Raw genomic sequence first — 19699 nt, forward strand, 5'->3', positions numbered from 1 at the left:
CTCCGAGCAGAACGTGAAGTCGGCCCTTAGGATGATCGACAGGGCCTATGTCATCGACGAGGGGATCATCCGCTTCGAAGGGACCGTGGCGGAGCTCGAGGCGGATGAAGAGGTGAAGAAGAAGTACCTTATGGTGTAAAACCCCGGGACCTCGGCGGAGATAGGAGTTATCGGGGGTCAGGGGCAGACGGATTTGAAGGTAATGAGCGTATCGAGGACCGAGCCGGAGGGGATCGGTTCCCATGGGAAGTCGGGCCGCTCGTAGGAGCTGAGCTTATTGCCTTTATCGTCATAATCGGCGCCCGAAATGAGGCGGTACTCTTTCCCTGTACAGTCGACCACATAGACATCCTGCGATGACTGGTAATTTTCATACCCGCCGAGGGTCAGGCCTCGTTTCATTCTTTCGCTGACCTCCCAGTTCCTGCCTTCTTCGCTCTTTATCACGGCGGCGATGCGTACTTTCACTATTCTTTGGGAGAGGCATTCAACGCCCGCGGGATTATAATAGTAATCCCTGAGCCGGCCCGTATCGAAAAGCATCCAGTCCGGACCCGACGAGGAGAGAAAGGACCAGATGCCGGCGCAGCCCGCACTGAGGAGGATGATCGCTGCTGCGGCGGGTAGTCCGAATCTGGAGAGAGGCGGCGTGATAGTCATCTATTGATATATTACCTTTCCTGGTTGCTTATTATACTATAATTTTGCGGGAAAGCGCCTCTTTCTCAACATGGTGACCGTGAGCATCGAGAAAAAAACGAGACATAAGGATGAAACGATAAGCGGCGCCGTGGGGAGATCGAAGACATAGGAACAGGTGAGGCCGAAGATACTCGCCCCGAGGCCGATCGCCCAACCACCCACGAGGACCCGGCCCGGACTTCCCCCGAAGAGTCTGCCGATAAGGGCCGGAATGACGAGAAAAGCGAAGACCTGAAGTATCCCTGCAAGCTTAACGGAACTGACAAGAACGAGGGAGAAGGTGAGAAAGAAGATAAATTCCCACCCCGGGCTTTGCGCATTCCCATAGGAGAGGGCGAAGAACCGCTTTCTGAATATGAGGTGGAAGATCCCTATCACTGTATAAAGAAGGGCTGCGCACCAGACATCTCTCCCGCTGACCCAAAGGATATTGCCGTTGAAGAGGGACTTCAACTCCTCCAGTCCGTGCGGTGTCCGGTCGAGAATTAAGATGCTTGCGGAGAGACCGAAGATATAGAGCACACCGATAAAGGCTTCAATATTTACAAACCGGCTGATACAGCGCGAAAAGGAAAGCAGGATTGCCCCGATCACGGCGAAGGCGGTTGACCAGATATACTGGTCAGGGGCTTCATGGTTGAAATAGAGGGCGCATGCGATGCCGAGGCCGATAAACTGGGCGAGTGAGAGATCGACGAAAATAATGCCCCTTTCCAGCACGTGAATGCCGAAATATGTGTGGATAAGGATAAGACAAAGACAGGCGAGGAAAGGGACGGCGAGAAGCTGAAGGACTTCCATGGCCGCGTCCTTACGATAATGCGGCGATGATAAGGTCCATGAGACTGAACCAGTCCACGGCTCCGGGGACAGCCCCCACGTCCTGGGGGAGCATGATCACCTTCAGCCCGGTTCTTCCGGCAATGAAATCGGGCGCCTTGCGTGGAGAACTTGAGGTGGTGAGGATTCCATCGAGCCTCACCCTTTTCGAAAGCTCCATAAGACCTTCAATATGGCCCGATGAAGGCGGAATGCCCGGTTTGGCCTCGATGTAGCCGACTATTTCAAACCCGTATTCGGACGCAAGGTATTCGAAGAATTTATGGTAAGTGAGATATTTTTTTCCCTTGAGGGGTTTATTAGTCCACATCTTCTGCCGTTCTTCTATCATCTTCACCAGGCTCGTGCCGTTTGCGCGGTAAAAAGCGGCGTTGGCGGGATCAACTTCGCCGAGCCCCCTCGCAATCCCCACCACGATACTCTTCATGTTCCTCGGAGAGAGATGATAATGGGGGTTTCCCAGGGGATGAACATCGCCCATACTTCGGTCAACTGAAGCAGGCTTTTCCAGGACCGAGACAAAGCGGGAGCAATCGAAGTTTCCCGCCTTTCCCGGCTGGATCGCGGGGTTCCTCGAAGATTCAATGAGGATAGGGAGATACCCGATCTCGAGATCGAGTCCGTTATACGCGATCATATCTGCTTTCCTGGACGCAAGAACCATACTGGGACGTGCTTCGACCATGTGAGGATCCTGGCCAGGCCTCACCAGGACCGTGACGTTGATCTTATCCCTGCCCACTTCGGCGACCATGCTTCCAATCCAGGGAAGGGTGGCAACCACGTTTATGCCGGCCGATGCCGATCCCATAAAGAGTAAAACAATGATAAGGCTGATTGGGGCCGTTCTTCTCATCTATTCCTCCTAAAATGCATGGGCCGAATGGGCTCCGATGCCGAGAATCAACTGCAGGTAGACTTCGTTATTTGTTTTTCCGTCTCCGCCCGAGCGGTCATAATTGTACTGAAGCCGGAGCCGTGAAAACTCACTCAGGTTCAGCTCCACGGCGCCTGTAGCTCTCCACGGCGCCGGCCCGAACTGACGGTCCACGCCCCCGAGATCGTACTCGCTATTAAAAATGGACAACCTGTCGTAACGCGCTCCGAACCGCCAGCGGTCCACCTGATACAGGGCCTGGACGTATGCGCCGTCCTGCGCCCTCGTCAGGCCGGAAGCCGCGCCTAATGCGTTCGAGAGGGTACCATCCTGCTTCCGCACCATGTACTCCCCCTGAATGATCAGGCTTTTGTATTTGGAAGGTTTCCATTTATAAACCGCCTCAAAGCCATAGAGCTGGGAATTTCCCCGGAAAAAGGCACCATTTGCCACCGTGGTTGTCCGCGTCTGACCTCCCATTGCATAAGGGCCGAAAAGCAGGGTGGAATAGTCGCCCACGTCGATCGATTGCTTCACGAAACCCGTAAAACCATGTGGTCCTCCCGTGGCATTCTTATTGAAGATTACCTCGTTTTCGCCCTGGAGCACCTCCATTCCGAGGATTGTATAGAAGGGCAGTCCAGGCAGGTACGTCAATTGAGCGCCTTTTTCGATGAGTCCTTCACCCCCGAGAAACGCGCGATAGGCGAGAGGAAGGTCGGCGAAATCCCAGGTATGTGGGTGCTGAGCGTTCAGGCGGCTGAAGTTGCTTTTAAATTTACCCCCCTTTACCTGAAACCCTTGAGGCAAGTCGGTGGTGAGGAAGAAAGCCTCCTCGATGGACGCCCCGTTTTCCGTAAAAGGTATGGTGGCGTAGAGATTAAAATAGGGATCCACCGGCGCGAAGAGGAAAAGCTCCCCCGCAGTCAGATTAAAACCTTTCTTCTGTTCGAAGCCCAGGTTCGAGTATCCCGGTATGCCCCGGTTCGCCAGCTCCCTCTCGTTGATACTCGAGGAATAGAAATTCGTATCGAGGATAAACGATATATACGGGTTTGTCATGAACGACCCGCCGAAGAGGGCCGATGCACCGGATGGTTTCGGTCCTGTCCCCGGGGAGGCTGGTTTCTCGGCGACCGTAAGGGTTTCCTGTTTTTTTGCGGTTGCCTCAAGCTCGCCCTTAAGCTGCTCGATTACCTTCTGTTGTGCGTCAATCATCTGCTGCTGTTTCTTCAAGATGTCCTCCATCGCCTTAACCCTTGATTCAATATCAGAGGCGAAGGAGCCTGAACAGGCGAGACAGACGAAAAGAGGGATAAGGATAAGTCTTTTCACAGGACCTCCTTTGGCGCGGTCGGTGCGGCATCCACGCATTCATCAACATCAACTTTTATATGTTTTGATCGGGAGAGGGAAACCCGTCAGGCGGGTGGCGCTCTGATACTAAAAAGGGGATAATGGGCCGCTGGGAAGGGGGTTTCCTTCCGCATGGGTCCTACGAATGCGGCATGGAGCGAGAAGGGAACGGAATTGCAGCTGATTGCCGCGAGGATGGGCGAAGAGGAGAAGAGGCAGGTGGGGCAATCCCCATGGGCAAGCCCGTCCGCGTGGTGGTGAAAACCAGCCGCCACAGAAAAAAGGAGATAGAGAGACAAGAGAATTAAGCCGGGCCATGAGAGACGGCCGACACGAATGCGATGACCCTTTGGTGAAGTTGAGTTGATCGTCATTTCCTGATTCTTGTCCAATCCCTCACATGTTAATTCAGCGCCCGCCGTTTTGTCAATGGAAATGAAGCCCGGATCCGTCCGGTTGCATGGGGGAGCAGGATTTCACAAGATAAACTTTGACAAGAGCACGGTCTTATGATAAAAATACCGACATGTCTATAAAAGTGTACAACACATCTACCGGGACCAAAGAAGAGTTCATCCCCATCCACGAGGGCCAGGTAAATCTATACGTATGCGGTGTGACGGTATATGACCACTGCCACATAGGCCATGCACGAAGTGCGATCGTTTTCGACGTGATCTACCGGTATCTCAGGGCCAAAGGCTATGAAGTCACTTTTGTCAAGAATTTTACCGATATCGACGACAAGATCCTGAAGAAAGCACAGAAGGAAGGGATTCCGTGGAAGGAAGTGGGCGAAAAATATATCACGTCCTTCAAGGAAGACATGGATGCACTGAACATCCTGCCTCCCACGCACGAGCCTCGCGCGACAGAGCATATCGACGATATGATCCGGCTTGTGGAGACCCTCCTTGCAAACGGACACGCATATAGGATTGAAGACGATGTATATTTTTCCGTGGAAAGTTTTGCGGAATACGGCCGGCTCTCCGGCCGGAGTCTTGATGAGATGGTCGCGGGCGCAAGGGTTGACGTGGATGAAAGAAAACGCAATCCCCTTGACTTTGCATTGTGGAAGGGCTCAAAAGAGGGAGAGCCTTTCTGGGAAACACCTTTCGGAAAAGGCAGGCCCGGGTGGCATATCGAATGTTCGGTGATGAGCACTAAATATCTCGGCATTCCCTTCGATATTCACGGCGGAGGAAAGGACCTGGTTTTTCCCCACCACGAGAATGAACGCGCCCAGAGCGAGGCAGCGACGGGTCGTCGTTTTGTAAATTACTGGATGCATAACGGGTTCGTAAACATCGAGAAGGAGAAGATGTCTAAATCGCTCGGCAATTTTCTTCTCATTAAAGATTTTATGAAGGAGTATAACCCCGAAGTCTTACGGCTCTTTTTTCTTTCAACTCATTATCGGAATCCTGTTGATTATTCCGACCGCTCCATAGAGGATACGAACAGCGCCCTTCAGAGGCTCTATTACACGCTGGAACGGGTCCATGAGTTGGAGAAGGGGAAAGAAATAGTAGCTCAGACGTTTGATCAGGCCGAGGAGGCGGAGAAGAGGTTCTTCGAGGCCATGGATGATGATTTTAATGCAGCCCTCGCCCTCTCTTCGATTTTTGATCTGTCGAAGATGATAAACAGGATGATAGACGACCGTGACGAGAGCAGCTTCCCGTCCGTGGTATATGCTCGTGACCGGCTCCTCGCGCTCGCGAGGGGAATAGGATTTCTGAAAGACGGTCCCGACCTCTATCAAGAGACGGAAAAGGCGAGGCATCTCGCCCGCGTGGACCTCAGCGTCCCGGCAATTGAAAGCCTGATAGAGGAGCGCGTCCAGGCAAGAAAGAACAAAGACTATAAAAGATCGGACGAGATAAGAGATATGCTCGGTCAAAAGGGGATTATATTGCTGGATTCCCCCAAAGGTACCGAGTGGAGAATACGGACTCTCGGCATGACGAAAGGAGAAGAAAAATGATAGAGGTGAGATTCCACGGCAGGGGCGGCCAGGGGGCCGTAACCTCTGCGGAGCTGATCGCACAGGCAGCCATTTCGATGGGGCAGTACGCGCAGGCATTTCCGAGTTTTGGTCCGGAGAGGCGAGGTGCTCCCGTCCTCGCATTCCTGAGAGTTTCAGAAAAACCCATCAGGCTGAGATCGAGAGTATATAAACCGGATGCGGTGATCATCCTCGATGCGACCCTCCTCGGCACGGTAAATCCTACCGAAGGGCTGAAAGACGGCTTTGTCATTATAAATACCCCGAGACCCGCAGACGACCTTGTGCTTCTTTTCCCGGGCCACAACATTGCATTTGTCGATGCATCCAAGATTGCAAAGGAAGAGCTTGGTGTGCCCATCACGAATACCACGATGCTCGGCTCCCTTATAAAGGCTACGGGCGTAGTTCCCCTTGAATCTCTCGAGGAGCCGGTGAAAAACCGGTTCGGGATCAATGCCCAGAAGAATATCAACGCCTTTACCAGGGCGTTCAACGAGACTATAATCCTGAAACAGGATTAACGAACTTCGAATCAAGTCAGGCCCGTACCGGTAAAACCCGCCCTTCGGTATTCTTTCCCTGCTGAAGGGCGGGCGCGAAAACAGGTGCCCCCGCGATGCATATATCCGCGAATATAGTCGATCCTTTGAAATCGGAGATTTACCCCGGGACCATGGAGATCCTGAACGGAAGGATTGTCAGTCTAAGGCGGGAGACCGGGACTTATCCCACTTTTATCATGCCCGGCTTTATCGACGCTCACGTACATATAGAAAGCTCGATGATTCCCCCATCTGAGTTCGCACGTCTCGCCGTTGTGCACGGCACCGTGGCCACGGTCTCGGACCCCCACGAGATCGCGAATGTCGTGGGCATCGAAGGTGTGAGGTGGATGAGGGAGAGCGGCAGGGCGTCTGCTTTGACGTTCTGTTTCGGCGTCCCTTCATGTGTTCCTGCTACGGAGTTTGAGACGGCGGGATCACGGCTCGGGACCGGCGACATAGAAACGCTTTTTAGTGATCAGGGTATGTCGTACCTCAGTGAAATGATGAATTTCCCCGGTGTTCTCAATGATGATGTAGAAGTGATGAATAAGCTGAGGATTGCGAGGGAGCTCAAAAAACCCATAGACGGCCATGCTCCCGGCCTGACGGGGGAAGGGCTGAGAAAGTACATAGCCGCGGGCATCTCTACAGACCACGAAGCCTTTGAATATGAGGAGGGGAAAGAGAAGCTGTCTCTCGGGATGAGCCTTATCATCAGGGAAGGCTCGGCAGCAAAGAATTTCGATGCCTTAAGCCCTCTTATTAAGCTCTACCCGGACCGATGCATGTTCTGCAGCGACGACAAGCACCCCCATGACCTTGTGAAAGGCCATATCAACGAGCTCGTACGGCGGGGTCTCGGAATGGGGATCGATCTCATGACCCTCCTTAAATGCGCGTCGATTAACCCGATCCGGCATTACGGACTGGATGTGGGGCTCCTTCGTATCGGGGATCGCGCTGATTTCATCGAGGTGGGGGACCTGAAGAGGCTCGATATCCTGAAGACATATTTGGCTGGCGTTGTCGCGGCGGAGGAAGGGAAATCTCTTCTGTCCCCGGTCGCGGTGCGACCGATCAATTCATTCAAGACCGGAAAAAAGAGCCCGGCAGATTTTGCCGTCCCGGCACGCCCGGACGCCGTCAATATCATGGAGGCCGTAGATGGCCAGATAATCACGGGGAGGGCGACGGGGACGGTCCTATCCGACGGGAATAACCTTATATCCGATCCCGAGCATGATGTCCTCAAGATTGCGGTGGTGAACCGTTACGACGATAAGCCTCCGGCAATAGGTTTCATTAAAAATGTCGGTCTCAAGAAAGGGGCTATCGCAAGCTCGGTGGCCCACGACTGCCATAATATCATTGCCGTGGGCGTGACGGACGGGGAGATATGTGAAGCCGTCAATCTCATCATCGGGGCAAAAGGCGGGCTATCTGTGGTGTGGGACCAGGGCCGGGAGGTCCTTCCCCTTCCCATTGCGGGTCTCATGTCGGATAAGACGGGTCCGGAAGTGGCGGGCGCGTACGCCGGAATGGATTGTCGCGCAAAGGAGCTGGGCTCCTTGTTGAGCGCCCCTTTTATGACCCTGTCCTTCATGGCCCTTCTGGTGATACCCAAGCTGAAGCTGGGCGATCTCGGACTTTTTGACAGTGAGGCCTTCAGGTTCATCGACCTCTACGCCTGAACCGGAGTTTCCTTGGATCGAGCGGAAAGTAAGGGGACGGACAAATTAAAAAGCCGGCTCCATCCCCGAAAGGGACGAAGCCGGCGCGAAGTTCATCCTGCTATTTTTTCACGGCCCCTTCATGCACCCATTCCTGCCAGGTGGCGCCTGTCTTCTTTTCCCAGTCCGATTCGAATTTTTCCGTAAAAAATCCATGGAGTTTTTCGAAAAGTCTTTTCCAGCCCGACTCGTAGTCGAACTTCAACAGGTCTTCGAGGAAAGGTACGATTTCTCCCAATTTCTCTTTGGGGAGATAGGCCCTCGCTTTCAATTCTATAGACCGTTTCAAGGCTTCGGGGGATAGGGCATGGGCGGTGAGCATCGCCACTCTGAATCCGCGCCTTACCGCGATGTCCAGGAGGTCGAATCCTCTTACACCCATGATGTCAAGGACGACTACATCATACACATTGGCTTCGAGCAGCTTGCTTGCGTCTTCGAAATTGGTGGCCTTCTCGAACTTGGCGTTCGGGCAGGCATCCATTATTTCTTCTTCAAGGACACTCAGCACATCAGGTTCGTCATCCACAGCCAGGATTCTCTTGCCGTCCAAAATTGAATCACTCATGTCTCCTTCTCCTCCTTGCCTAAAGTTTTGTTTCAAAGAGGGGAGGGATATGTACCGTGAAACAGGTCCCCCTTCCTTCCCCGCTTATAACCGTGATATCTCCGCCGATCGCCTCTACCAGCGTCTTTACGCATGAGAGGCCGAATCCCAGGCCTTTTTCGCCTGAATTGGTTTTGTCCGTGAGATCGGCAAAACGATTGAATATCTCATCCTGCTCTCTCTGGGAGATGCCGAAGCCATCATCCTGAACAGTGACCACGAGGTCTTCCTCTCCGCTTGCCGAGACCACCACCTGATTTTTTCGGTGTTTCAGTGCGTTGCTTATCAGGTTGCGGGTGATCTGCCTGACTTTCCTGTAGTCATGGAGGAATGGCGTGGTGCGGTATTTTCCCGATATTTCGACCACAATGCCCTCTTCGCGAAGGGAGTCGAAGATCTTATTCCCCGTAAGACATAACAAAGACTGGGCCTTCTGGGGGTCGATTACCTCGAGGGCGTCAAGGACCGCCTCCTTCAGTACGCCTTCCACCGGCACATTGTCCGTGCAGAACCGGCCTTCCTCAGAGCGGTACACCTCCACCAGCTCCTGGAGCAGGGCTTTTGCTTTTGTCGAATTCCTGAGGATTCGCTCAAGCGTCTCGACCTGACGGTCCGAGGTCCCATACTTCTCCTTCTTGTCCAGAAGGTTTTTTACGCTCGCGAGGACTATGGAGAGAGGTCCCGTCAGGTCATGAATCAAAAGATCGATAAGGGGTTCCCTTTTATTCATGGCAATTTTTGCACTCTTCTTGCGAAGGATGTGCACCTTATTTTTTTTTGTAGTCTACCATATATCGGCCTCCAAGGGGAAAAAATACGAAAAAAACGCCTCCCCCAGAAAGACGGCACGCCCCCTGTGTTTCGATAGGGCACAGTGAGATTTTCCCCGGACCGTGGTCTCTGTCGGTGGGTACCTAAACCCGCCTCCGACTCTCGACCGAGAGCCGGAACCTCACCGGGAGGCTATGGATCTTCATGAGGGCGCCAAGGGTGTCGAATCCGCGGCTTTCTATTGCTCAATATGCCGAAGCCGCAAGGCCTCGGAGACATCATTGAGAATCAGCCCGGACACGGTCTTCACCGCAACACTCATTCCACGGGCAAGTTCCCGGGACGACTGCTCCGTCAACGGCTCCGCGGCTCGATAGGTTTTCTGAAAGACAAGTCTCTTCGTCAGCTCCTTCTCACTTGTATCGATGAAAGAGACGCTCAGGCAGATCGCCGCTTTGCCCGCAGCTCCTTCATCATCTTCAAGGAACTCCTCGACGCCGCCTTCAATCACAAATCTCGCATTTTCCGTATCCCGATAGGTGAAGACGCCGAGGAATATACCGGAGTTTCGAATATCGCGGGTGAGGAAGTCGGTGATGAGGTCTCCGGGGTTGGCCCTCCAGCGGGTGTAACCGTACACCGCCAGCCGGTAAGGGGACGGCCGGTATACCATGGAAGTATTATTGTACGTTTGGTTCACCGAAAATCGGTCCACTTTGAGAGAGACCGGGACCGGCGCTGCGCTGATTTTGGCGGGCGGCCGGTATTCCAGGGTAAACTGCTCCACCAGTTCCGGCGCCTTCGACGAGGGAAAACAGCCCGCCAGGAGAAGGAGGGGAAGGATTATGGCCATCCCGGCCTTTGGCGGAATGGAGAAACGATGTGTATCTATTCCTTTAAACAGCCTCATTTGGACCTCCCTGGCGTAGGTGGAGAACTGAAAATAAGTTCGGACGGATCGGCTTTAAGCCTCTCCAGAAGGATTCCGAGGGTCTCCGATGCATTCCGAAGGTTCTCCAATGTAATCTGCGCCTCAAGGGCCACAGTCTGTGCCCTCTTTGATGCGTTATCCAGAATTAAATTGGTTTTTTGACTGGTATCCACCAAGTTCAGGGAATCGAGCTCGGCTTTTACTTTTGCCATCACACCCCTGGCGTCTTTTATAGCGCCCTGGGCCTCCTTTATCACCCCTTCCACCGAGCCTTCCTGCATCAATTTGTCGACTTTTCCCGCAGCGCTCGCAAGGCGGGCGGTGACCAGCTCCGCATTATGAAGGATCCTCTTCGTCTCCGGACCTCCCATCATCGTTTCTAAACTTTTAGTCGTATGGAGTATCTGGTCCGATATCGTTTGAAAATCGACTTTTTTGATCTTGCCTACGATCTCGTTCACTCCGGAAGAAATCTGCTGGATATCGGAAGGATGAGACGGCACCACCGGGTATTGGGCGGGGAATGTAATTTTCGGTGAGGGGGTGAGATCGCCTTGTCTTCTTCTGTCCAGATCGACGAAGACAATGCCTGTGATCCCCGCCATCTGAAGCTTTGCCACGGTCTCACGGAGCACGTCGCCTTTGAAGTCGATCTTCATGACCACCTCGATGAGCCTGTAGTCCGGCGCCACCCCTATCTTTTCGACCCTTCCCACGTCAACCCCGCGATACTTGACCACCGAATCGACCTGCAGGCCCTGGACCGATTCGTCGAAATAGGTGACAAAGGTAGCGCCTTTCTTAAAATACCTGCTGGTGCTCACCCACACGATCGCCGCCACGGCAAGCACCACCCCGATTATGACGAAGAGGCCCACGGTAAAATATGTTTGTTTCTTTAGCATGGCTATATCCCTTTAGGTACCTGATCCTTCACGCCGGCTGCCGGTTGAAGAACTTTTTCACGAGAGGATCGGTAGACTTCTCTTTCAGCTCCCACGGATCGCCTTCGGCGATAATCCCTTTCTTGCTCTTATCGAGCATAATTATCCGCTGGGCCACGGCAAATATCGATTGAAGCTCATGAGTCACGATCACCATCGTCGTACCCATCCCCTGATTGATATTTATGATAAGCCGGTCGAGTCCGGCCGCAGTAATCGGATCGAGCCCCGCCGAAGGCTCGTCGAAGAAGAGTATGTCGGGGTCCATGGCTATGGCGCGCGCAATGCCGGCCCTTTTCTGCATTCCTCCGGAGAGTTCCGCCGGATAATGGTTCTCATAACCTGCCAGACCCACCATACCCAGCTTCATCCTCATAATGAGCTCGATCGTTTCGGCCGGGAGATCGGTAAAGGCGGTCAAAGGGAGGGATACGTTTTCCGATAGAGTCATGGAGCCGAAAAGGGCGGCTGACTGGAAGAGCATGCCTATCTTCTTGCGTATGCCGGTCAGGTCTTCATAATCGGCCGTAGTGATATCCACTCCGTTGATGAGGATTTTTCCCCCTGTGGGCTTTGAAAGGCCCATGATATGCTTTAACAATGTGGACTTGCCGCAGCCGCTCCCCCCGGCGATCACCAGGATCTCTCCCTTGTGGACCTTCATCTTCACATCGTTGAGTATGGTGTTTTCACCGTATCTGACCGTAAGTCCCTCAACGGCAATCACGATGTCTCCTATTTCGGCCATTTTTCGCTTACCTTGTGATCCCCTTTCATCGGATATAATTGAGAATAACGGCAAAAGTCGAATCGGTTACAATAATGAGGAACAGGGACGATACCACGGCTGACGTGGTCGCATTGCCGACTGCCTCTGCGCCGCCTCTTACCTCGAATCCTCTCTGGCAGCCGATCCCCGATATCAGTATGGCAAAGACAACGGACTTCACGATACCCGCGATTATGTCGAAGGAGTCGAAGGAACTGGCGGTCTGCCGCAAATAGGTATAGGGCGTGAGGTCGAGCCCCAATACGCCGACAAGGAGTCCTCCGAATATGGCGAAGAGATCGGCAAAAAGGGTGAGAATAGGGACTACGATTATGGCGGCGAATACTTTCGGTATGGCGAGAAATTTCATGGGATCGAAGCCCATGGTCACGAGGGCGTCGATCTCCTCATTGACTTTCATGGTGCCGATCTCCGCCGCGAAGGCCGAGCCAGATCTACCGGCCACGAGGATCGCGGTAATGATGGGACCGAGCTCTCTCACCATCGCCAATCCCACGAGGGAAGCGACATAAATATTTGCCCCGAATTGTTTGAGCTGCAAAGACGACATGAAGGCCATGATAAGGCCGAGGAGAAAACTGATGAGCGCCAGGATCGGGAGCCCGTCCACCCCCGCCTTTTTCATATAATTGAGGGTATCGCCCCAGCGCACGGTGCCCGGTCTCAAGAGGGCGGAGAAGATTTCCGCCACGAGGGCCCCGCTGAAGGTAATGGTCCGGACCACATCGCCCAGGAGGTTGATCGCCTGGGCCCCCATCTCCTCCAGAAAACCCATATACCTTTCTTTGGGATTGAGGGCAGGGATGTTCAAGGCATCACGGTTTACCAGGTCCAGAATGTCCTTTCCCTTCTCCGACAGGTGCTCAACGGAAAAAGGGATCGATTTCGCAAGGGCCTTGTCCTCCATCTGGACGAGAAGGAGCGCACCGGCGCTATCCATATAGAAAACACCGGAAAGATCGACGGAAAGATGGGAAGGGGTGAGGCGGTCAAAGAGGGCCATGACCTCTCCCATCATGGTGTCGATATTTTCGAGGGCCATCCGACCCGATATGGCTACAGTTGCAGGGCCGCCTTTTTCTCCCGCGACAGAGAGGATATAACTCCGCGGTTCTTTGTGCGTTTCATGTTTTGACAATACCTTGAAACCTCATCTCCGGAAATGGTATACGGGATATATAATAACAGGGTCCAAGGAAAAAAGTAACGAAAAAATACCTTTTTATCCTGGCCTGTCCACAAGACCATAACTGGATAATTCATATTACGAAAGGACGGCCGGAAGGGCCGAATAATCAGCTTTCCCGTGCGATATTATATTTTTTCATTTTATACCGAAGCATTCTTTCGCTGATCCCGAGCTGGGACGCTGCTTTAATCTGCACCCACTCATTCCTCGTAAGGGCATCTATCAGCATGCTTTTTTCTATCGATTCCACCACCTCATTCATGCCGCCTTCGGCAGGAGGCCGCACTTTGCCGGAGACGGAGGGAAGGTCCTCCACCGAGATATAATCGCCACGGGTAAGCACTATGGCGCGTTCTATGATATTTTCGAGCTCCCGCACGTTCCCCGGGTAGTCGTATTTGAAAAGGATGTCTCTCCCTTCTCTCGTGACCCCGTTGATCTTTCTCTTGTGCTTGTCGTTAAATTTCTTCATAAAATATTCGATGAGTAGAGGAATTTCCTCTTTCCTCTCCCTTAAGGGGGGTACGGTGATCTGGACCACGTTGAGGCGGTAGTAGAGGTCTTCCCGGAAAGTTCCCTTTTTTACCTCTTCTTCGAGCCTTTTATTCGTTGCCACGATAATCCTTACATCCACTTTTGTCGAGTGAAGGCCCCCGAGTCTCTCGATCTCCCGTTCCTGAATCGCCCGTAAGAGCTTGGACTGCAGAATAGGGGATATGTCTCCGATTTCATCGAGAAAAATGGTGCCCTTATTCGCCAACTCGAACTTGCCGAGTTTTCTCTGAAATGCCCCGGTGAAGGCGCCTTTCTCATACCCGAAAAGCTCGCTTTCGAGCAGGGACTCGGGAATGGCAGCGCAATTTACCTTCACGAGGGGAAAGCTCTTCCTCTCGCTCAACTCATGAATGAGGTTGACCACTACTTCCTTGCCGACCCCGCTTTCGCCTTCGATGATGCATGTGGAGTCCGTCCTGGCGACCCTTACCACGAGGCTCGCCACTTCATGCATTTTTTCGCTTGAATAGATAAAGGACTCCGATTTGAAGCGGTCCTTGAGGGTTTCTTTTAATACCCGGTTTTCATGGATCAGATGGCTCTTTTCCTCTATCTTCTTCACCTTGAAGAGCAGATCGTCGAGATCGATCGGTTTCGTGAGATATTCGGATGCACCTGCTTTCAGCGCTTCCACCGCATTTTCAATGCTTCCGAAAGCGGTCACCATTATGACCTCCACCTCCGGATTCATCTCCTTAAACTTCTTGAGAAGGTGAAGTCCGTCCGTATCGGGAAGCCTGTAATCGAGGAGGGCGATTTCGATCGGCGTCTCTTTAAAAATTGAAAGGGCCGAGGCCCCGTCCGCCGCATCGTGGACCCTGTATCCTTCCTTTCTGAGAAGACCGGCAAGCAGGAGCCTCTGGGTCTCTTCATCTTCCACGATCAATATATTCAGTCTCTCCATAAGATTTTCCTTTCTATTTTTTTTCCGTATGAGGCAGGGCGGTTATTGCGCGGCCTCTTTGCACGCGGCCGGCTCGTTCGCGGTCGCATGACGCAGGGGCATGGATATGATGAACGCGGCCCCCTTCCCCTCCTCGCTTATAACCCTTATATCGCCCCCGTGGTCCTTGATGATCATATATGAAATGGGCAGGCCGAGACCCATCCCTTTATCTTTGGTAGTATAATGGTACTCGAATATGGCGCGAAGATTCTCCGCCTTTATCCCCGGGCCCGAATCCTTTACGTGAAGCTCCAGGTCTTTCCCTTTTATTTCCGTTGATAGTTCTATGGTCCCGCCGCTCTTTATCGCTTCCATTCCGTTCATGATGAGGTTATAGAGGGCCTGTTTCAGTCTTTCTTTTTGACATTCCAGCGTAATCTCCCGGTCCGTGCGGTTTATCAGCCTTATATCCTGGGATCTCGCTTTTTCCGAGATCACCTGGACCATATCCTCCACGATAGTATAGATGTTTTCATTCAGGAATGGAACGTGCGATCGGGTGGAAAGGAGAAATTCCTCTACGATTCGATTGACCCTTAAAAGCTCGCTCCTCATGATATCGATAAACCGGTAATATTCTTCTTTATCCTTTTCGGGAGTAAACTCCCGCTTCAGTCTTTGGGCGGACATGCTGATTGCGTTCAAGGGGTTCTTTATCTCATGGGCCATGCCTGAAGCGAGCCTTCCCAGGGAGACGAGCCTCTCTTTAAGGTCCATCTGTTTTTCTATCTCTTTCATCTTGCTGCTATGTCTTCTTTCCAGCAAAAAGATGGCGTAGGTGCTTACGGCTCCCGCGAGGGCGAGGGCGGCGAGCATGATGATGAAGCTGATCGCGGTGCGGCGCAGCGCACTGTCCGCGGGTTCTCTCGAGATAAGGATCTCCAGGCTATAGCCCGGCAGGAATTTGGAATCGAGGGGCCGCCGGATGGTAAAGACATGATTTTTCCCTTCCTTCAAAGAGATATAAGGCCGGTTGTGGGAATCGTAAAGCGTGGTGCCGACTATGTTGAAGTTCTTCTCTTCTCTTTCGAGTATGTTTTTCACGACCATCTTCCGCCTCAATGCGCTCATCTCCCTTTCGCCGAGAAGCAGGAAGAGGGTCTCCCCTTTCCGCTTTATCCCCATGAGGAGCGACCGGTCCTTGCTGGTGGGCATCCTCACTACCGTCCCCCGCTGTTCCATAGCGAGACGTTTCGCGTAATCGGCGGGAACGGTGATAGTGCCGCGCTTGAAGAGGACCTTTCCATTGTCGTCAAAGATCATGAGATTCGAAAAAGGCATATTTAGGGGATCAAAATCATTTCGGCTGTGGAGCAGGGTATAGAGGTCCTCCACTATATTTTCATCATAGGTCATGAAACCTAAGAGGCTGGGCGTGATGAGGGAGGGGGATTTATCAAGGAGGTCAAGGTATTCGAGGTTTATGTCGATCTCCCTGGTGGCGTGCCTGAAGACGGTGTCTCCTTCGTTGATAAGAAGGCTCTCGATATTCCTTTGGGTGATGCGAACCTGAAAATATCCTGTGATGGAAATCAGGATAAAAAGGATGGCAAAGAGCAGGGAAGGGTAGACGACAGGTCTTTTATCTTCCATAGCCTCGTGAAGGCGGCGGGACCGGAGATCGCGGCGAAGACGGCGGCTCCGTGGGCCGGTATAGAGTAGGAGGCGGGGGTGCGACGGCCCGTCCCGGCGAAGAGGGAGGCGGCCTGTTGTCTTCAGGGGGAGTTACCCTAGTCATGGGCGGCGTCGAGTACCCTTCGACCGGAGGGCTGGAGGGCCTGTTGATGCTCCTTCGCCGCTCCGTCTCTACAAAACGGTTGTACCTGTTCCGCTGTTCCTCGTTCAGCGCTCTCGAGACGTCGGAGCGATACTGGTTGTAGAGGTTGTGACGCGTATTCTCTATGGACCGTAATTCGGATCTCAACCTTTGTTTGCGGTCCGGATCGGAAGAGGGGTTCCGGTCAAGCTCCCTCAATTCTAATCTCTTGTTTACGTAATCCTGGTTCAGGCCGTGCAAATCGTCCATATATCTTCGCTTCGTTTCTTCGACACGGGCCCGTTGCGCCTCCGAGAGCTGCAGGTCCCTCTCGAATTGAGAATAGCCGCTTTGCGCGTAGGCGGACATCGCCGCGAAGAGCAGGAAAAATACACATAAGAGGATATGTCTGCCGTAGTTCATATCAGGATGAGAAAAGTGCGATTCCCACACTCAGGAATCTCCGCTTCGCTGCCGGCTCCTCCCCGCAGTCTACTCCTCGCCCGCCGGATTGAGTTCCATGGCTCCCGGAACCGATCGGACTCTTCTCATTGTAACTCCCTGAAAAACTTATTTCAATCATGCAATTACGGTTGCAATAGCGATGCCATGGCATTATGGACCGCCGGTGGCCGTAACCATTCAATATTGTGCATCGAATAGAGATAGGAAGACGCCCCCGGGGGCAACAAATGTCGTCATCGCCTTCTCTCTCCGACATTATTGTCGAAAGAGATCCCCCATGCCATATCTCTTTCAAAAAGCAGAGTTTTTTTGCTAATATAGTATATGACTTTACGTGTAGATCTGAATTGCGACATGGGAGAATCTCTCGGCCTTTACCGGATGGGCAATGACGAGGAGGCAGTCCGCCATGTCACTTCATCCAATCTGGCCTGCGGGTTCCATGCTTCCGATCCGTCAACAATGGCCCGCGCGGTGAATCTCTGCGCGACCCACGGCGTCCGGATAGGGGCCCACCCCGGTTATCCGGACCTATGGGGGTTCGGCCGGAGATTTATGAATGTGGCGGAAGAGGAGCTCATATATTACGTAATTTACCAGGTGGGCGCACTCTGCGGTTTTCTCAAGCTTGCGGGGGTACCCCTGGAGCACGTAAAACTCCATGGCGCCCTTTATCATGAGCTTGTGAGGAGAGAAGGGCTCTTCCTCAGAATGGCCGAAGCAGTGAAAAAGGCCTTCGGGAACGTCATTTTTGTCACTCTTGGGACAACACGCACCGCGGAGCTGAAAAAAAGATGCGCAGAGGAAGGCATCAGGGTCGCTCTCGAGGCCTTTCCCGATCGCGGTTACACTGCTGAAGGAGCGCTTCTGGACCGAAGCGAAGAAGGCGCCGTCTTCAAGGACAAGGCCATCATCGCCGCCCGGGCAATAGACATGGCGGCGAGGGGAGGCGTTGAAAGCGTGGACGGCCGGTGGATTCCCATGGATATCGACACGATCTGCATCCATGGCGACAACAGCGAGAGCATTGGCGCTGCCGGCCTCATTCGCCGCAGGGCCGCAGAAGTTGGGATCGAAGTCGTGCACCTCGGTGCCTTTGTATAATATGAAAATCTTAAGGTGCGGCGAAGACGGGATTCGCATAATCCTTGGTGAGGCAGTCGATCCCGAGGTCAACCTGAAGGTGAGGCAATGTGACTCATTTTTGAGGACTCTCGGACTTAAGGAAATCGTCGACGTAATCCCTTCTTTTAAATCCTGTCTCATTCATTACGATCCGGACCGGATTTCCTTCCAGGATATTCAGGCGATGATCCTTGAAAGGCAAGGCGAGATCGACAGGGTGGAGGTCCTGGCCTCCCGGGCCTGGGAAATACCGGTCCATTATGGCTCGGCCGAGGGGCCCGATATGGACTTTGTCTGCTCCTATTCCGGACTCACGAGGGAGGAAGTGATAGAGATCCACACGTCCGCGGTTTACACGGTCTTCGCGGTCGGTTTCATGCCGGGATTTCCCTATCTGGGCATCCTGGATAAGAGACTCTACGTCCCCCGGCTCGACACGCCAAGGATTAAAGTTCCCGAAGGCTCGGTGGGGCTTGCTCAGCTCCAGACAGGTATTTATCCCTTTGAATCGCCTGCGGGCTGGCGTATCATCGGGAAGACGGAATTGAGGCTTTTCGACTCTAAGAAAGAGCCCTACAGCCTGCTTCGCATTGGCGACACGGTAAAGTTGGCGGCCTTATGATCGAGATCGTGAACCCCGGACTGCTCTGCCTGACCGTCGATGAGGGAAGGAACGGATTCGCCCACATCGGCGTCCCTTCTTCTTCGGCCCTCGACCGGTATGCTCTTCGCGCGGTGAATTACCTCACGGGTAACTCTTCGGTTGCCCCTGCCCTGGAAGTGATGGGCAAGGGATTTGCGTGTATTGCGGGACTCGATGTGGGATGCGCGATTACAGGGGCAAGGGTCCGCGCGTTGATTGACGGCGAGCCGGTTCCATTGTGGACGCCTTTTCTTCTGCCTGCCGGGAAGAGGCTTATCGTAGCCGGCGTTGACGAGGGGTTCAGATATTACATCGGCTTTTCGGGAAAGCTTGCCCTGGAGGAAGTGATGGGCAGTTGTGCTACGAACGTCGAATGCGGGTTCGGAGGCTTCAAGGGACGGCCCCTTCTCAAGGGCGATGTGCTTGAGTTCGAAGAGTTGCCGAAATGGAGAGGAGAAGCAGGCGCCGTTCTCACAATCCCTGCCCTCGACCCTCCCCACCTCCTGAGGCTCGTGGAAGGGCCGGAAAAGGGATATTTTACCCGACCCTCTTTGAAAAAATTCTTTTCCGATACGGGGCCTTCCGGTTTCATGGTTTCCGCGCGCTCGAACCGTACAGGCATACGGCTGGAGGGAAGGGCGCTCACGTTCAAGGAAGGGGCGGAGAAGAGCATTGACTCCGAAGGCGTCATTCCCGGCACAATACAGATCCCCGGAGACGGAAAACCCATCATTACCCTCCACGAGAGGACCCTGGGCGGTTACGCGCGCCTCGGGGTGATCGTGAGGGCCGACAGGGACCTTCTTGCCCATCTCAAACCTGCGGACCGTGTCTGTCTGAAACTGGTGAGTCTGGAGGAAGGGGAAGAATTGTGGAGGAAAAGACAGGAAGCCCTGCGGTTTCCATGAAGCCG

General features: G+C 53.3%; 20 protein-coding genes. 7 read left to right on the top strand and 13 right to left on the bottom strand.

All coding sequences use genetic code 11. The annotated features are described in order from the left end of the window. Nucleotides 1-177: 177 nt before the first annotated feature. Genes VGJ94_11630 through VGJ94_11645 form a run of 4 tightly spaced genes read right to left on the bottom strand, consistent with a single transcriptional unit; the run spans nucleotide 178 to nucleotide 3754 of the window. Nucleotides 178-660: a surface-adhesin E family protein gene (locus tag VGJ94_11630; GenBank protein ID HEY3277264.1), complete on the bottom strand. Its 483-nt coding sequence runs from the start codon at nucleotides 658-660 to the stop codon at nucleotides 178-180. A 36-nt stretch (nucleotides 661-696) separates the two neighbouring features. After that, the gene (locus VGJ94_11635; GenBank protein HEY3277265.1) at nucleotides 697-1503 is read right to left on the bottom strand and encodes a metal ABC transporter permease; all 807 of its coding nucleotides are present in this window, start codon (nucleotides 1501-1503) and stop codon (nucleotides 697-699) included. Nucleotides 1504-1513: 10 nt separating this feature from the next. After that, complete coding sequence (locus VGJ94_11640; protein ID HEY3277266.1) at nucleotides 1514-2398, bottom strand: metal ABC transporter substrate-binding protein; 885 nt, start codon at nucleotides 2396-2398, stop codon at nucleotides 1514-1516. Between the two features lie 9 nt (nucleotides 2399-2407). After that, on the bottom strand, nucleotides 2408-3754 hold the full coding sequence (locus tag VGJ94_11645) for a hypothetical protein (GenBank protein HEY3277267.1): 1347 nt from the start codon (nucleotides 3752-3754) through the stop codon (nucleotides 2408-2410). Between the two features lie 153 nt (nucleotides 3755-3907). On the opposite strand from VGJ94_11645, the gene VGJ94_11650 reads away from it, so the two are divergent. The 4 genes from VGJ94_11650 (at nucleotide 3908) to ade (ending at nucleotide 8025) form a co-directional block, all read left to right on the top strand. Then, a complete protein-coding gene (locus VGJ94_11650) occupies nucleotides 3908-4036 on the top strand; it encodes a hypothetical protein (protein HEY3277268.1) in 129 nt (42 codons plus the stop codon). A gap of 265 nt (nucleotides 4037-4301) precedes the next feature. Continuing rightward, nucleotides 4302-5765, top strand: a complete 1464-nt coding sequence (cysS, locus tag VGJ94_11655) for a cysteine--tRNA ligase (GenBank protein HEY3277269.1) — start codon at nucleotides 4302-4304, stop codon at nucleotides 5763-5765. Then, entirely contained in the window at nucleotides 5762-6310 is a 549-nt protein-coding gene (locus tag VGJ94_11660) for a 2-oxoacid:acceptor oxidoreductase family protein (protein ID HEY3277270.1), read from the top strand. Before cysS ends, VGJ94_11660 begins: the two co-directional genes overlap by 4 nt. A 95-nt stretch (nucleotides 6311-6405) precedes the next feature. Continuing rightward, nucleotides 6406-8025, top strand: a complete 1620-nt coding sequence (gene ade, locus VGJ94_11665) for an adenine deaminase (protein HEY3277271.1) — start codon at nucleotides 6406-6408, stop codon at nucleotides 8023-8025. Between the two features lie 100 nt (nucleotides 8026-8125). Here the strand turns inward: ade and VGJ94_11670 are convergent, their stop codons facing one another. The 9 genes from VGJ94_11670 to VGJ94_11710 form a co-directional block, all read right to left on the bottom strand. Further along, a complete protein-coding gene (locus VGJ94_11670; protein HEY3277272.1) occupies nucleotides 8126-8632 on the bottom strand; it encodes a response regulator in 507 nt (168 codons plus the stop codon). 19 nt (nucleotides 8633-8651) lie between these two features. Continuing rightward, nucleotides 8652-9401: a HAMP domain-containing sensor histidine kinase gene (locus VGJ94_11675; GenBank protein ID HEY3277273.1), complete on the bottom strand. Its 750-nt coding sequence runs from the start codon at nucleotides 9399-9401 to the stop codon at nucleotides 8652-8654. A gap of 279 nt (nucleotides 9402-9680) precedes the next feature. Continuing rightward, complete coding sequence (locus VGJ94_11680) at nucleotides 9681-10352, bottom strand: ABC-type transport auxiliary lipoprotein family protein (GenBank protein HEY3277274.1); 672 nt, start codon at nucleotides 10350-10352, stop codon at nucleotides 9681-9683. Next, complete coding sequence (locus VGJ94_11685; protein HEY3277275.1) at nucleotides 10349-11278, bottom strand: MlaD family protein; 930 nt, start codon at nucleotides 11276-11278, stop codon at nucleotides 10349-10351. Before VGJ94_11685 ends, VGJ94_11680 begins: the two co-directional genes overlap by 4 nt. Before the next feature lie 28 nt (nucleotides 11279-11306). Next, the gene (locus VGJ94_11690; GenBank protein HEY3277276.1) at nucleotides 11307-12065 is read right to left on the bottom strand and encodes an ATP-binding cassette domain-containing protein; all 759 of its coding nucleotides are present in this window, start codon (nucleotides 12063-12065) and stop codon (nucleotides 11307-11309) included. 25 nt (nucleotides 12066-12090) lie between these two features. Then, a complete protein-coding gene (locus VGJ94_11695) occupies nucleotides 12091-13245 on the bottom strand; it encodes an MlaE family lipid ABC transporter permease subunit (protein HEY3277277.1) in 1155 nt (384 codons plus the stop codon). A gap of 157 nt (nucleotides 13246-13402) precedes the next feature. Next, nucleotides 13403-14755 carry a sigma-54 dependent transcriptional regulator gene (locus VGJ94_11700; protein ID HEY3277278.1) on the bottom strand — a complete coding sequence of 451 codons (1353 nt, stop codon included), beginning with the start codon at nucleotides 14753-14755 and terminating at the stop codon, nucleotides 13403-13405. Nucleotides 14756-14797: 42 nt separating this feature from the next. Further along, entirely contained in the window at nucleotides 14798-16390 is a 1593-nt protein-coding gene (locus VGJ94_11705) for an ATP-binding protein (protein HEY3277279.1), read from the bottom strand. Then, on the bottom strand, nucleotides 16380-17006 hold the full coding sequence (locus tag VGJ94_11710; protein ID HEY3277280.1) for a hypothetical protein: 627 nt from the start codon (nucleotides 17004-17006) through the stop codon (nucleotides 16380-16382). Before VGJ94_11710 ends, VGJ94_11705 begins: the two co-directional genes overlap by 11 nt. A gap of 336 nt (nucleotides 17007-17342) precedes the next feature. Between VGJ94_11710 and VGJ94_11715 the strand changes: the two genes are divergently transcribed. The 3 genes from VGJ94_11715 to VGJ94_11725 are packed head-to-tail and all read left to right on the top strand — an operon-like array spanning nucleotide 17343 to nucleotide 19694. Beyond that, nucleotides 17343-18122 (top strand): 5-oxoprolinase subunit PxpA, encoded by a 780-nt coding sequence (locus VGJ94_11715; protein HEY3277281.1) that lies wholly within the window; start codon nucleotides 17343-17345, stop codon nucleotides 18120-18122. 1 nt (nucleotide 18123) lies between these two features. Next, entirely contained in the window at nucleotides 18124-18765 is a 642-nt protein-coding gene (pxpB, locus tag VGJ94_11720) for a 5-oxoprolinase subunit PxpB (GenBank protein HEY3277282.1), read from the top strand. After that, nucleotides 18762-19694 carry a biotin-dependent carboxyltransferase family protein gene (locus tag VGJ94_11725; protein ID HEY3277283.1) on the top strand — a complete coding sequence of 311 codons (933 nt, stop codon included), beginning with the start codon at nucleotides 18762-18764 and terminating at the stop codon, nucleotides 19692-19694. Before pxpB ends, VGJ94_11725 begins: the two co-directional genes overlap by 4 nt. Nucleotides 19695-19699 lie beyond the last annotated feature (5 nt).

This window comes from Syntrophorhabdaceae bacterium, assembly GCA_036504895.1.
In the GTDB taxonomy this organism is placed as follows: Bacteria; Desulfobacterota; Syntrophorhabdia; order Syntrophorhabdales; family Syntrophorhabdaceae; genus PNOM01.

Bases quoted from the DNA above. Each gene is read 5' to 3' on its own strand.
- ade (HEY3277271.1), top strand. From the start codon at position 6,406: ATGCATATATCCGCGAATATAGTCGATCCTTTGAAATCGGAGATTTAC.
- VGJ94_11650 (HEY3277268.1), top strand. From the start codon at position 3,908: ATGGGTCCTACGAATGCGGCATGGAGCGAGAAGGGAACGGAATTGCAG.
- VGJ94_11690 (HEY3277276.1), bottom strand. From the start codon at position 12,065: ATGGCCGAAATAGGAGACATCGTGATTGCCGTTGAGGGACTTACGGTC.
- VGJ94_11660 (HEY3277270.1), top strand. From the start codon at position 5,762: ATGATAGAGGTGAGATTCCACGGCAGGGGCGGCCAGGGGGCCGTAACC.
- VGJ94_11675 (HEY3277273.1), bottom strand. From the start codon at position 9,401: ATGAATAAAAGGGAACCCCTTATCGATCTTTTGATTCATGACCTGACG.
- VGJ94_11680 (HEY3277274.1), bottom strand. From the start codon at position 10,352: ATGAGGCTGTTTAAAGGAATAGATACACATCGTTTCTCCATTCCGCCA.
- VGJ94_11705 (HEY3277279.1), bottom strand. From the start codon at position 16,390: ATGGAAGATAAAAGACCTGTCGTCTACCCTTCCCTGCTCTTTGCCATC.
- VGJ94_11700 (HEY3277278.1), bottom strand. From the start codon at position 14,755: ATGGAGAGACTGAATATATTGATCGTGGAAGATGAAGAGACCCAGAGG.
- VGJ94_11640 (HEY3277266.1), bottom strand. From the start codon at position 2,398: ATGAGAAGAACGGCCCCAATCAGCCTTATCATTGTTTTACTCTTTATG.
- VGJ94_11635 (HEY3277265.1), bottom strand. From the start codon at position 1,503: ATGGAAGTCCTTCAGCTTCTCGCCGTCCCTTTCCTCGCCTGTCTTTGT.
- cysS (HEY3277269.1), top strand. From the start codon at position 4,302: ATGTCTATAAAAGTGTACAACACATCTACCGGGACCAAAGAAGAGTTC.
- VGJ94_11630 (HEY3277264.1), bottom strand. From the start codon at position 660: ATGACTATCACGCCGCCTCTCTCCAGATTCGGACTACCCGCCGCAGCA.
- VGJ94_11670 (HEY3277272.1), bottom strand. From the start codon at position 8,632: ATGAGTGATTCAATTTTGGACGGCAAGAGAATCCTGGCTGTGGATGAC.
- VGJ94_11685 (HEY3277275.1), bottom strand. From the start codon at position 11,278: ATGCTAAAGAAACAAACATATTTTACCGTGGGCCTCTTCGTCATAATC.
- VGJ94_11725 (HEY3277283.1), top strand. From the start codon at position 18,762: ATGATCGAGATCGTGAACCCCGGACTGCTCTGCCTGACCGTCGATGAG.
- pxpB (HEY3277282.1), top strand. From the start codon at position 18,124: ATGAAAATCTTAAGGTGCGGCGAAGACGGGATTCGCATAATCCTTGGT.
- VGJ94_11715 (HEY3277281.1), top strand. From the start codon at position 17,343: ATGACTTTACGTGTAGATCTGAATTGCGACATGGGAGAATCTCTCGGC.